Consider the following 13625-nt stretch of genomic DNA (forward strand, 5'->3'; position numbering starts at 1 on the left):
GGGGATACATATGATACGTACAAAGCGAATCATGAGTCTGGCACTGACATGTACGATGTGCCTGGGGCTCGGGATCCAGGCGGATGCTTCCGAGCTGAATGAGACAAGAGAGAAAGCATCGCAGCTGCAGAATCAAAAGAAGGCGGCAGAGGACGAGAAAGCCTCGCTGGCGGCGCAGCTGGAGTCGATCGCCGCAGATATGGAGGAGATCCAGAAAAATATCGAGGCGAAGGAAGAAGAGCTTACTGCAAAAGAAGAAGAGCTGGTTCAGGCAAAGGTCGAGGAAAACAATCAGTATGAGGATATGAAGAAGCGGATCAAATATATGTATGAGAACGGAAATGTTCAGTTCATAGAGATCCTTCTGGAGTCTCAGACGATTGCGGATTTCCTGAACAAGGCAGAGTATATCAGTACAATTTCTGAATATGACAGAGATATGCTGGATGAGTTTCAGGCTGTTGTAGAGGATGTGGAGCAGCAGGAAGCCGAGATCCAGAAAGAATACGATGAGATGGGCGATATGCAGGATGAGCTGATCAGCAAGCAGGAAGAGGTATCTACGCTGGTGTCCGAGAAAGAAGCCCAGATCAGCGAGCTGGACAGTCAGCTTGGCGATACCAATGCAAAGCTGGCAGAGCTTGAGGAAGCGGCTGCGGCGGCTCAGCGTAAGCAGAGTGAGTCCAGCAGCGGATATGTGCCGAATGGCGGCGGTGGATCCGTGATCACAGGAAACGGCACCTTTACACATCCGTGCCCGGGATATACGTACATTTCCAGCTATTTCGGATACCGGGAGCAGCCGATTCCGGGTGCCAGCACGAACCACAAGGGAATGGACTTTGCGGCAGGTACGGGAACGCCGATCTATGCGGCAGCGAGTGGAACGGTGGTGTTTGCGGCATATAGTGGAAATGCAGGTAATATGATCACGATCAATCATGGGAATGGCCTGACTACAACCTATATGCATTGTAATCAGATTTTTGTATCATCCGGACAGTCGGTCAGCAAAGGACAGAATATTGCAACCGTTGGAAGTACGGGAAATTCATCCGGTCCGCACCTTCATTTCCAGGTAGAGCAGGGCGGCGTGCCGGTGAATCCGCAGAATTATTTCTAAAATCAGGATCATTAGTTTTGGATGGGAAGAATTCAATGAAAGCAAAAAAGAATTTTTTACAGGGGGCGCTTTTTGGCGCCCTCATTATGTTATGTGGGACAGGAGTTGTTTCCTGCGGGATCAGACTTTCAGAGGACGCCTCTTCGGAGGAAAAGCTATCGGTACTGAAAGGGCTGATCGATGAAAACTATATTGGAGACGTGGATGAGGAAGCGTTGGAGGAGGGCATTTACAAGGGCTATATCCAGGGACTTGAAGATCCTTATTCCGTATATTACAACGAAGAGGAGACAAAGGATCTCTATGAGACGACGGAAGGGGAATACAGTGGGATCGGTGCGGTTCTAAGCCAGGATCTGGAGAGCGGTGTGATCACTCTGGTTCAGATTTATGAGGGTTCTCCGGCTGCGAAGGCGGGGTTAAAGGACAATGATATCCTGACGAAGGTCGGTGACATAGAGGTGACAGGTATGGATCTCTCCGAAGTGGTGACCTATATTAAGGGAGAGAAGGGGACAGATGTGGATCTGACCGTACTTCGCGGAGAGGATGCGGAAGAGATTACAGTGACTGCTACCAGGGATACTGTGGAGGCTCAGACGGTAAAATACGAGATGCTGGAGGGGCAGACCGGATATCTTTCTGTATCGGAATTTGATTCTGTGACCTATGCACAGTACGAAGAGGCGCTGAACAAACTGACGGATCAGGGAATGACAGGGCTGATCGTGGATCTTAGGAACAACCCGGGCGGCAATCTGAATACCGTGTGTGAAATGCTGGATATGGTTTTGCCGAAGGGAACGATTGTGTACACCGAGGATAAAGACGGAAAGCGGGAAACTGCCACATCCGATGATGAACATCAGATCAATGTGCCGATGGTGGTGTTGGTTAATGGAAACAGTGCCAGCGCTTCTGAAATCTATGCAGGCGCCATTCAGGATTATGGGATCGGCAAGATTGTAGGTACACAGACCTACGGAAAAGGTGTGGTTCAGCAGATTTTTGATCTGGGAGACGGCACCAGTGTGAAACTGACCATTGCAGAGTATTTTACGCCCAACGGGCGAAGCATTGACGGCGAAGGCATTACTCCCGATGTGGAAGTGGAATATGAAGCGGACGAGAATAATCCCGAAGCCGATAATCAGCTGGAAAAAGCGCTGGAAGTGATGAAAGAAGAACAATAAGAAATGGAATTAGCCTTTTCTTTTCTGCGCCCCCTATGTTAAAATAAACTAAATGTGGAATTTTGATAGAAATATCCGAAAGATTTTCAAGGGAAAGGAAAGCAGATATGACAATTTTAATCCAAAACGGACACGTGGTGGATCCGCTGACAAAACGGGACGAGGTATGTGATGTGCTGGTCGCGGATGGAAAGATCAGAAAGGTTGGCGTATCCCTCCAGGATGAAGCGGACAGGATCTTAGATGCGTCCGGCTGCTATGTGATGCCGGGATTTATCGACCTGCATGTACATTTCCGGGATCCGGGGCTGACCTATAAGGAGACTCTGGAGACGGGCGGAAAAGCAGCGGTCAGAGGGGGAGTCACCACCGTATGTGCGATGCCGAATACCAGACCGGTGATCGACTCCGGAGAAAAAGTGGAAGATGTTCATAAAAGGGCCAGGGAGGTTTCCCCCGCACATGTAATCCAGATCGGAGCCGTGACTATGGGACAGTCAGGCAAGGAACTGGCAGATATTGCCGGGATGGCGAAGGCCGGATGCCATGCCATCAGCGAAGACGGCAAATCTGTTATGAATGCCTCTTTGTATCGGAAAGGAATGAAGGAAGCAAAGAAAAACGGAGTGTCTGTCTTTGCCCACTGTGAGGATATCACGATGGTGGAGGGCGGCGTCATGAACGCGGATGAAAACGCAAAGCGGCTGGGGCTTCCCGGTATCACGAATTCGGTAGAGGACGTGATCGCGGCAAGAGACATTCTTTTGGCAAAGGAGACAGGTGTGAGGCTTCATCTGTGCCACTGCTCAACGGCGGACAGCGTAGAGATGATCCGTCTGGCAAAGGAAGAAGGCCTGCCGGTGACCGGCGAGGTGTGTCCGCACCATTTTACCCTGAGTGCAGATGACATCAGGGAGGACGACGCTAATTTTAAGATGAATCCGCCGCTTCGGAGCCGGGAAGACGTAGAAGCACTCCGGAAAGGATTGAAAGACGGCGTTATGGATGTGATCGCGACAGATCATGCCCCTCACGGAGAGGAAGAAAAGAGTCAGTCCATGATGGATGCGCCGTTTGGAATCGTAGGATTGGAGACGTCGGCGGCGCTGACTTATACAGAGCTTGTAAAGACAGGGATTTTGAGTATCATGGATATGGCAGAGAAGATGAGCTATAATCCGGCAAAGATCCTGGGCCTTGCAGAGAAAGGCTCTGTATCAGAAGAAATGGACGCAGACCTTGTGGTGTTTGATCCGAAACGGATCTACCGGATCGACAAGACTACATTTTTGTCGAAAGGAAAAAATACACCTTTTGACGGACGGGAAGTGACCGGAGATGTGAAATACACTCTGGTGGACGGAGAAGTTGTATACGAAAATCAGGCATTGACAGGAGGAAAATAAGGTGATTGATCAGTTAGTAGCCAATATTAAGAAAACAGGGGCGCCTATCGTAGTAGGATTAGACCCGATGCTCAGCTATGTGCCGGAGCATGTACAGAAAAAAGCGTATGCAGAGTACGGCGAGACGCTGGAAGGAGCAGCGGAGGCCATCTGGCAGTTCAATAAAGAAATCGTGGACAAGACCTATGATCTGATCCCGGCAGTGAAGCCTCAGATTGCGATGTACGAGCAGTTTGGGATCCCGGGGCTTGTGGCGTTTAAAAAGACTGTGGATTACTGTAAGGAGAAGGGGCTGGTAGTCATTGGCGATATCAAGCGCGGAGACATCGGATCTACTTCTGCGGCTTACGCAACAGGACATATCGGAAAAGTACAGGTGGGAAGCAATACTTACGCACCGTTCGATGAGGATTTTGTGACGGTCAACCCTTATCTGGGATCTGACGGTGTAAAGCCCTTTGTGGAGGTATGCAAGAAAGAACAGAAAGGCCTTTTCATCCTGGTAAAAACATCCAATCCGTCCAGCGGAGAATTTCAGGATCAGCTGATCGACGGACGTCCGCTCTATGAGCTGGTAGGTGAGAAGGTGAATGAATGGGGCCAGGAGTGCATGGGATGTTCCTACAGCTATATCGGAGCCGTTGTAGGCGCAACCTATCCGGAAATGGGAAAGGTACTGCGTAAGATCATGCCGAAAGCCTACATCCTGGTGCCGGGCTATGGCGCTCAGGGAGGACAGGGCAAAGACCTGGTGCATTTCTTCAATGAGGACGGCCTGGGAGCCATCATCAATTCCTCACGCGGCATCATTGCGGCATATAAGCAGGAAAAGTACGCATCCTTCGGAGCCGAGGCCTTCGGAGACGCGTCCAGGGCTGCGGTGGAGGACATGATCGCTGACATCAGCGGAGCGTTAAATGGTTAACAGGGGACGTAGACAAACGCAAAAGGTGTACGTCCCCAATTGACAAACAGGGTGTCCCCAACCGACAAACAGGGTGTCCCCGAAAGGAGATTTCAGATGAAGAAGAAGGAACGTGCGGCGGTGATTTCGCAGGAATCGCTGGCTGCAGGGATTTTTAGTATGTGGATCCGTACGGATGCGGCGGCGGAGGCGCGGCCAGGCCAGTTTATCTCGATGTACACGGAGGACGGGACGAAGCTCCTGCCGCGTCCGATCAGCATCTGTGAGATAGACAGGGAAGGTCAGGCGCTGCGCGTGGTGTACCGTGTGACGGGACCGGATACGGGAACAGAGCAGTTTTCCAGGCTTGGAGCCGGAGACGGGATCTGGCTTGTGGGTCCTCTTGGCAACGGCTTCCCGGTGGAAAAGGCAGAAGAAAAGCGTGCTTTCCTGATGGGCGGAGGCATTGGAGTGCCGCCGATCCTGGAGCTTGCCAAGCAGATGAAATGTGAAAAAAAGCAGATTGTTGTAGGATACCGGGATGAACAGACTTTTCTGCGGGATGAATTTTCCCGGAATGGAGAGCTGTATATTTCGACGGAAGACGGAAGCGTAGGGACAAAAGGAAATGTGATGGATGCCGTCAGGGAAAACCATCTGGATGCTGATATCATCTATGCCTGCGGACCGACGCCGATGCTGCGTGCGATCAAGGATTATGCGGCCGGGCATGGAATTGAATGTTATATTTCCCTGGAGGAGCGCATGGCCTGCGGGATCGGTGCTTGCCTGGGCTGCGTGTGCAAAAGCAAAGAAAAGGATGCGCACAGCAATGTGCATAACAAACGGGTCTGCAAAGACGGACCAGTTTTCCTGGCTTCGGAGGTGGAAATCTGATGAATACGAAAATCAATATTGCAGGTGTGGAATGGAAAAATCCTGTGACAGTAGCCTCCGGGACCTTCGGATCCGGGGAGGAATTTTCAGAGTATGTGGATCTGAACCGGCTGGGCGCGGTGACGACCAAGGGCGTGGCAAATGTGCCGTGGGCCGGAAACCCGACGCCCCGCGTGGCAGAGGTCTACGGCGGCATGATGAATGCCATCGGCCTCCAGAATCCGGGAGTGGATGTGTTCTGCGAGAGAGATATTCCGTTTCTTCGGAAATATGACACAAAGATCATTGTAAATGTGTGCGGACATGCGCCGGAAGAATACCTGGCGGTGGTGGAGCGTCTGGCAGATGAGCCAATTGATATGATGGAGATCAACATTTCCTGTCCAAATGTCAATGCCGGTTTTCTGGCTTTTGGACAGGATGCCAGGAATGTAGAGACGCTGACGGCACAGATCAAAAAGCTGGCAAAGCAGCCGGTGATTATGAAGCTGACCCCCAATGTAACGGATATTACTGAGATTGCCAGAGCAGCAGAGGCCGGAGGAGCCGATGCGGTATCGCTGATCAATACGCTGACAGGCATGAAAATAGATATCCACAGGCGGACATTTGCACTGGCCAATAAGACTGGCGGGGTGTCGGGTCCGGCTATCCATCCGGTTGCCGTGCGCATGGTCTATCAGACGGCGCAGGCAGTCAAGATCCCGGTGATCGGCATGGGAGGCATCGCTACGGCTGAGGACGCGATAGAGATGATCCTTGCGGGAGCCACGGCCGTCGCGGTGGGAACAGCTAATTTTGCAGATCCGCAGACTGCAGAAAAGGTCGTGGAAGGCATCGAGCACTATATGGAACAATACGGAATTGAAGATATTCATGATCTGATTGGAGGGGTGCGTGAATAGATGAATTTATACCAGAATAGATTTGCAGAGAAACTGAGGGAGGCCCTGACAGCAGTGTCTCCCACAATAGGAATTGTATTGCTGTTAAGTTTTACGATCGCACCAATCCCGCCCAGTATACTTCTTTTGTTTTTGTTTGGGGCAGTGATGCTGATCGTTGGGATGATGTTTTTTACACTGGGAGCTGAGCTGGCGATGACGCCGGTAGGAGAAAGGATCGGCACCAGGATCGCACAGTCCCGGAAGCTTGGAATTGTTTTGCTTCTTTGTTTCGTTTTAGGGTTTGTCATTACGATATCGGAGCCGGATCTGCAGGTGCTTGCGGAACAGGTTCCGTCCGTTCCCAATGCTGTACTGATCGTTGCAGTGGCAGCAGGTGTGGGAGTCTTTCTGATGATTGCAATGCTCCGTATGCTGTTTTCGAAAACATTACGGATGCTTCTGATTATATTTTATCTCCTGATATTTGCATTAGCTTTTTTTGTGCCGGATGATTTTATATCCGTTGCATTTGATTCGGGCGGAGTCACGACCGGCCCCATGACAGTACCATTTATCATGGCGCTGGGTGTGGGATTTGCCGCAGTGCGAAGCGATAAACACGCGGAGGACGATAGTTTTGGTCTGGTGGCGCTGTGCTCCATTGGCCCGATTCTGGCTGTCCTTTTGCTGGGGCTTTTATATCACCCGGAAAACACGGCCTACACACCGTCAGAGATTCCGGTGATCCGGGATTCGGTAGAACTCTGGAAATATTTTGCTACCGGTCTGCCACAGTATATCGAGGAGATTGCAATTTCGCTGCTGCCGATCGTGGCTTTCTTTGCGGTTTTTCAGATCATTTCCCTGAAAATGAAGGGACGTGCCCTTCTGAAGGTTGTAATCGGAATCCTATATACCTATGTAGGGCTGGTATTATTCCTGACCGGCGTTAACGTCGGGTTTATGCCTGCAGGAAACTATCTGGGGGAGACGATTGCAGGGCTTTCCTACCGCTGGGTGCTGATCCCAATTGGTATGGTGATCGGATATTTTATCGTTAAGGCCGAGCCGGCAGTTTACGTGCTGAAGGAGCAGGTGGAGGAAATCACGTCAGGGGCGATTTCAGGAGAAGCTATGGGACTAAGCCTTTCTCTGGGGGTGGCAGCCTCTATTGGCCTTGCCATGATCCGGGTGCTGACAGGAATCTCGATTTTCTGGTTTATCCTTCCGGGATATTTTATAGCTCTTTGTCTGTCTTTTTTCGTACCGAAAATTTTTACAGCTATTGCGTTTGACTCTGGCGGTGTCGCTTCCGGACCAATGACGGCCACTTTCCTTCTGCCCTTTGCTATGGGGGCGTGTCAGGCAGTGGGAGGAAATATCGTACAGGATGCCTTTGGAGTGGTGGCTATGGTAGCCATGACGCCGCTGATCACGATCCAGGTAATGGGTGCAATCTATAAATACCGGTCTGAACATACAGAAGACAGCGGACTGGTGGAGGCGTCCTATCTGGATACCTGGGCGGATGACGACATCATAGAATTATAGGAGGAGCCGAATGAATAATATTTATATGCTGGGGATCATCACCAACCGGGGGATGAGGGAAAAGTTTCTCCAGTTTTTTAAAGAATACCATATTGAGGTTACCTTTACGACGCTGGGACGGGGGACGGCAAGCAGCTCTCTTTTGGATTATCTGGGAATGGAAGCAACAGAAAAGGCGGTCTATTTTGCTGTTGTTACATTTGACACCTGGAAAAATCTGAAACGCGGATTATATACCCGGATGCGGATCGACGTCCCAGGACGGGGCATTGCCTTTTTAGTGCCTCTTAGCAGCATCGGAGGAAAAAAGATACTTCAGTACCTGACTGTCGGGCAGAAGATAGAAATCGAGGAGGAAAGCGTTTTGAAAAATACGGAATATGAACTGTTGGTTACAATTGCAAATTCCGGATATACAGAAACTATCATGGATGCGGCAAGAAGTGCACACGCACCGGGCGGTACATTTATTCATGCTAAGGGATCCGGTGTAGAGCATGCGAAAAAATTTCTGGGTATCTGCCTTGCAGAAGAAAAGGAGATGGTATTCATTGTAGTGAAAACAGCTCAGAAAAATGATATCATGCGGGCCATCATGGAGCAGGCTGGCGTGGATACGCCTGCGGGCGCACTGGTCTTTTCCGTGCCGGTGACAGATACCGCAGGAATACGCAGGATGGAAGAACTGCTGGAAGAAGAGGAAAAGTAAAAGGCATCGGGCAGCATACTTCATACTTTGTGTGATAGATGATTTCGATAAATACAGTGCATATATAAGTATAATCAATTTGAGAAGAGCGGAACGCATTGCTATAATTGATGCATCAAGTGTTATACACAAAGAAGGAGGAAGTATATGAAAAAGAGATGGATCAGCCTGTTGCTGGTCTCTGCCATGACGCTTTCCATGCTTGCAGGATGCGGAAGCAGTGAAGATACGGCAGAGGATACAAGCGAAGGCGGAGAGGGAGATAAAATTACTTTTATGGTGCCTGACTGGGGCGTACCGACAGATGAGCAGCTGGCTGCTTTTACAGAGGAGACCGGGATAGAGGTTGAAATCGCAGAAGTAGGCTGGGACGACATCCGAGAAAAGATTGCTACCGCGGCATCTGCAAATGAATGTGCCGCTGATGTAGTGGAAGTTGACTGGTCATGGGTAGGAGAGTTCTATGCGGCAGACTGGCTGGAGCCATTGGAGGTTTCCGATGAAGATAAGGAGGACATGCCTACCATTGAGACCTTTACCGTAGATGACAAGGTATTGGCTATGCCTTATGCGAATGACTACCGTCTGGCGTACTATAATACAGAGCAGTTTGCTCAGGCTGGAATTACAGAAGAGCCACAGACCTGGGATGATGTTCTGGAAGCATGCCGGACTCTGAAGTCAACCGGAACTGTAGAATATCCATTTGCCATTGCTCTGAACGCAGAGGAGAAGACCGCCACATGTCTGATGTGGCTTGCATACACCATGAACGGTGTTGTATGGAATGATGACGGAACCTTTAACGAAGAATCTGTGATGGAAGCACTGAAATATATGGAGACTCTGATCAATGAAGAGTTAGTGGCTCCGGAGGATAAAACCTCATCTGGTATGGATGCTTATATGAGAATCTGTGGCGGAACCGCTAGTTTCCTGACAGGCCCCACATCTTTTGTATCCAGAAGCCAGAATGAAGAGCTTTGCAGTGTAGTTGGACAGATCACGCCGATCCTGGTTCCTGGCAAAGACGGAAAAGCAGCGCAGACCATGCCTTTGCCGGAGGCGATCGGTGTCAGCAGCCTTTCTGAAAATAAAGAGGCAGCAAAGAAATTTGTAGAGTGGTATACATCTGCAGATATGCAGAAGCAGCTGAATGAGACAAATAGTGCGATTCCGACCCGCAACTCTGTATTGGAAGAGCTGATCAATGAAGGTGCGATTGAGAATCCTGGCGCGATGCTGGAAGAAGCACAGCTTGTTTCTTCTCCATTCCCGAACGGAATACCATCATACTACGCAGAAATGAGCAGTGCAATGTATAACGCTATCAACAAAATGGCGCTTGGCGAACTGACAGCAGAAGAGGCTTATGAGGAAATGTCTTCCGCATTAGACACATTACTCAGTGAAGAATAATTCAGGAAAGCATAGACTATGAAAAAAAAGATTGCACCATATCTTTTACTAACACCCATGATTTTAATCATGGGTGTATTAGTATTTTATCCGATTATAACGACATTTACATATAGCTTAAAGAAATGGAAACTGACTTCCCCAGGAGACATCCGGTTTATAGGGCTGAAAAATTACCGTAATATCCTTCAGTCAGATTCGTTTTGGTACAGTATGCAGAATACCGTGTATATCCTGGTATTGGTGATCGTACTTACGACGATTCTGGGGTGCCTGGTGGCGGCATTTTTGAAAATCAGTAAGAAATGCTCGGGGATCCTCTTAGCATTGGCGATCCTGCCCTGGGCTCTGCCGCCGTTCGTAAATGGAATCCTGTGGAAATTTGTATTTTTCTCCGGATACGGATTCCTGAATAAGCTGCTGATTGGCATAGGCGCTGTGGAGAAACCTGTAGAATTTCTTGCATCCAGATGGCTGCTTTTATTTGTGATTTCTATCGTAGTAGTTTGGAGAAGTGTTCCTTTTATGGCATTGGTGTGCCTGGCAGGACGCCAGTCACTGCCGGAGGATGTCTATGAAGCGGCTGAGATTGACGGGGGAACAAAGGGGAAAATCTTCCTTCACGTTACCGTTCCGCTGATGCTGCCATTTGTAGGTGTGGGGCTGACATCGACTTCGGTAACGGCGATCAATGTATTTGATGAGATTGTTGCTCTTTCCGGCTACAGTGATCTTGCAAAGAATATTCTGATGGAAAGCTACCTGACCACGTTTAATTTCCTGGATTTTGGAAAGGGAAGCGCCATGACTTATATAGTATTATTCTTTGCATTGCTCCTTGGAATATTCTATCTTCGGAGTTTAAATAAGGAGGTGGAATATTAATGAAGTATGCAAAAAAAGCCGGATATATTGCAGCGCTTATACTGTTTTTAATATTTGCCGCCGGGCCGTTCGTGTGGACTTTTATCATATCCATTACGCCGGACCATGCCATGTTTGCTCCGACACCGGAGCTTTTGCCGGGAGAGGTGACATTTGAGAATTACAAAGAACTGTTTTCGGGAGGACAGAGGGGAAGCCGCTTTTTTGAGAGTATGTATAATTCTTTGAGAGCGGCGGCCATCACTTTATGTATCGGAGTACCTGTAGCGGTAATGAGCGCTTATGCTTTAAGCCGGATGGAATTTAAAGGGAGAAAGGTCATAAAAAACCTGCTGCTGATTACGATGGTTATCCCTGTTATGGCTACGATTATCCCGCTGTATCAAATGTTTGCGGCGGGAAAAATGCTGGACGATATTTTCTGGCTGAGCATGGTGTATGTCAGCTCCTACCTGCCTATGGCAGTCTGGCTGATCTCAAATTATTTTGCTACGATACCGGAAGAACTGGAAGAAGCGGCACTGATAGATGGATGCGGAAAATTTGTAAGTTTTTTCCGCATCATCCTGCCGCTTTCTTATCCGATTATTTTGTCTGTGATTTTGATCATGTTTCTAAATACGTGGAGTCAGTTCCAGATCCCGCTGATCCTTGCCTCCTCGATGGAGACAAAACCGATGGCGATCGTGGTGTCCGAGTTTATGACAAAGGATACCATTCAGTACGGGCTGATCGCGGCAGCAGGGATGCTGGCCCTGATCCCTCCGGCACTGACGGCGCTGATCTTCCGGAAATATCTGATCTCCGGGATGACAAAGGGATCTGTAAAAGGATAACTGTATTTCTAAGACAGCGCAGCCGCGCTGTCTTCTAATTTTTGCTTAGCTTCCTTAAGTTCCGCAAGCTGGGCGTCGGAGACTTTGTCGAGCCGGCATTTCATGGCCAGCTTGTTCAGACGGTTCAGATCGTTCTTGATCTGTTTTTTGGTGCCGTGATCCAAAGTTTTTTTCTGGGCTTTCAGCTTTTGCTCTGTCTCAGACATCAGACGCTGGACATCGCTTAAGACTTCCATGGCGTCCTTGCGGGTCTGGTCCTGGCCCGCATATTCGTGAGCGTCCCGGATAGCCTGCTGGATTTCCTGCTCAGACATGCTGTCATTTGCGGTGATGGTAATAGACTGCTGCTTTCCGGTGTCCAGATCTTTTGCGGATACTTTTAAGATACCGTTGGCGTCAATGTCAAAGGTTACTTCTATCTGCGGGACGCCGGCCGGAGCAGCCTTGATGCCTTTTAACCGGAATTTTCCAATGGTCTTATTGTCTCTTGCCATGGGGCGCTCGCCCTGGAGCACATGGATATCCACAGAGCGCTGGTAGGGCGCTGCGGTGGAGAAAATCCGGGAATACCGGGTGGGCAGGGTGGTGTTCCGCTCGATCAGCCGGGTGGCAACGCCGCCGACAGTCTCAATGGACAGACTTAAGGGCGTGACGTCCAAAAGCAGGATCCCTTTATCTGTGCCGGAAGCGATCAGGCTGTTGCCCTCCAGGGTATGGCCGAGGATTGCGGCTCCTTTTGCAACGCACTCGTCGGGATTGATGTTTTTGGAAGGTTCTTTCCCGGTGAGCATCCGGACTTTTTCCTGAACGGCGGGAATCCTGGTAGATCCGCCTACCAGAAGCACGCGTCCTAATTCAGAAGGAGCGATCCCGGCATCATTCAGGGCGCTTCTGACTGGCTCTGCTGTGCGGTCAATGAGATCCCGGATCAGATCTTCGAACTGGGCTCTGGTAAGCGTCAGGTCCATATGGAGCTGTTCGCCCCGGTGTTCCGCAAGGTAAGGGAGCATGATATGAGAACTGTCGGAAATGGACAGCTCTTTTTTGGCCTGCTCCGCAGCATCTCTGATGCGCTGCATAGCGGCGAAATCTCTGGAAAGATCTACCTTGTGCTCGTCTTTAAAACGACGGAGGAGCCACTGGGTGATGCGTTCGTCAAAATCATCACCGCCCAGGTGGTTGTCTCCGGCAGTAGCCAGTACCTCGATGACGCCTTCGCCAATCTCGATCACAGAAACATCGAAGGTACCGCCGCCTAAGTCGTAGACCATAACCTTCTGTGGCTCTCCGTGGTTGAGCCCGTAGGAGAGGGCGGCGCTGGTAGGCTCATTGATGATCCGTTTGACATTCAGCCCGGCAATCCTTCCGGCATCCTTGGTCGCCTGACGCTGGATGTTGTTAAAATAGGCAGGAACCGTGATGACGGCTTCCGTTACGGGCTCGCCCAGGAAATCTTCGGCGTCTTTTTTCAGCTGCATCAGTACCATGGCGCTGATGGTCTGTGCTTTGTATTCTGTACCGTCAATGCGTACGCTCCCTTCAGTGCCCATATGGCGTTTTACCGAACTGATCGTGCGCTCCGGATTCGTGACAGCCTGCCGTCTTGCACTTTCTCCCACCAGTCGTTCTCCTTTTTTTGTAAAAGCTACGATGCTGGGTGTAGTCATGCTCCCGGAGGTTCCGGGGATGATGACCGGCGCCTCATTTTCCACAACAGACACACAGCTGTTTGTTGTTCCCAGATCAATTCCGATTACCTTTCCCATTGATTGATAAGCTCCTTTCCATTATCGCTATTTCTATGTATTGTCAGAT

At 49.8% G+C, this 13625-nt stretch carries 12 protein-coding genes; 11 read left to right on the plus strand and 1 reads right to left on the minus strand.

Annotated features, from left to right (window positions below; all coding sequences use genetic code 11):
• Positions 1-10: 10 nt before the first annotated feature.
• The 11 genes from BKD12_RS00500 to BKD12_RS00550 all read left to right on the plus strand — a co-directional run bounded on the left by BKD12_RS00500 (position 11) and on the right by BKD12_RS00550 (position 11810).
• Complete coding sequence (locus tag BKD12_RS00500; RefSeq protein WP_070087437.1) at positions 11-1123, plus strand: murein hydrolase activator EnvC family protein; 1113 nt, start codon at positions 11-13, stop codon at positions 1121-1123.
• A gap of 35 nt (positions 1124-1158) precedes the next feature.
• Positions 1159-2316, plus strand: coding sequence for a S41 family peptidase (locus BKD12_RS00505; protein WP_070087438.1), 1158 nt, complete (start codon positions 1159-1161; stop codon positions 2314-2316).
• A 107-nt stretch (positions 2317-2423) separates the two neighbouring features.
• Positions 2424-3722: a dihydroorotase gene (locus BKD12_RS00510; protein ID WP_070087439.1), complete on the plus strand. Its 1299-nt coding sequence runs from the start codon at positions 2424-2426 to the stop codon at positions 3720-3722.
• A 1-nt stretch (position 3723) separates the two neighbouring features.
• Positions 3724-4647 (plus strand): orotidine-5'-phosphate decarboxylase, encoded by a 924-nt coding sequence (gene pyrF / locus BKD12_RS00515; RefSeq protein WP_070087440.1) that lies wholly within the window; start codon positions 3724-3726, stop codon positions 4645-4647.
• A 96-nt stretch (positions 4648-4743) separates the two neighbouring features.
• Positions 4744-5523: a dihydroorotate dehydrogenase electron transfer subunit gene (locus tag BKD12_RS00520; protein ID WP_070087441.1), complete on the plus strand. Its 780-nt coding sequence runs from the start codon at positions 4744-4746 to the stop codon at positions 5521-5523.
• Positions 5523-6428 carry a dihydroorotate dehydrogenase gene (locus BKD12_RS00525; RefSeq protein ID WP_070087442.1) on the plus strand — a complete coding sequence of 302 codons (906 nt, stop codon included), beginning with the start codon at positions 5523-5525 and terminating at the stop codon, positions 6426-6428. Before BKD12_RS00520 ends, BKD12_RS00525 begins: the two co-directional genes overlap by 1 nt.
• A complete protein-coding gene (locus BKD12_RS00530) occupies positions 6429-7961 on the plus strand; it encodes a DUF1538 domain-containing protein (RefSeq protein WP_070087443.1) in 1533 nt (510 codons plus the stop codon).
• A gap of 10 nt (positions 7962-7971) precedes the next feature.
• Positions 7972-8670 carry a P-II family nitrogen regulator gene (locus tag BKD12_RS00535; RefSeq protein ID WP_070087444.1) on the plus strand — a complete coding sequence of 233 codons (699 nt, stop codon included), beginning with the start codon at positions 7972-7974 and terminating at the stop codon, positions 8668-8670.
• 147 nt (positions 8671-8817) lie between these two features.
• A complete protein-coding gene (locus tag BKD12_RS00540; RefSeq protein WP_070087445.1) occupies positions 8818-10089 on the plus strand; it encodes a sugar ABC transporter substrate-binding protein in 1272 nt (423 codons plus the stop codon).
• 18 nt (positions 10090-10107) lie between these two features.
• A complete protein-coding gene (locus tag BKD12_RS00545; protein WP_070087446.1) occupies positions 10108-10974 on the plus strand; it encodes a carbohydrate ABC transporter permease in 867 nt (288 codons plus the stop codon).
• Positions 10974-11810 (plus strand): carbohydrate ABC transporter permease, encoded by an 837-nt coding sequence (locus BKD12_RS00550; RefSeq protein ID WP_070087447.1) that lies wholly within the window; start codon positions 10974-10976, stop codon positions 11808-11810. The genes BKD12_RS00545 and BKD12_RS00550 overlap by 1 nt, the downstream gene beginning before the upstream one ends.
• An 8-nt stretch (positions 11811-11818) precedes the next feature.
• On the opposite strand, the gene dnaK is transcribed toward BKD12_RS00550, so the two are convergent.
• Complete coding sequence (gene dnaK / locus BKD12_RS00555; protein ID WP_070087448.1) at positions 11819-13576, minus strand: molecular chaperone DnaK; 1758 nt, start codon at positions 13574-13576, stop codon at positions 11819-11821.
• Between the last annotated feature and the right edge of the window lie 49 nt (positions 13577-13625).

The sequence above is a fragment of the Merdimonas faecis genome, from assembly GCF_001754075.1.
In the GTDB taxonomy this organism is placed as follows: Bacteria; Bacillota; Clostridia; order Lachnospirales; family Lachnospiraceae; genus Merdimonas; species Merdimonas faecis.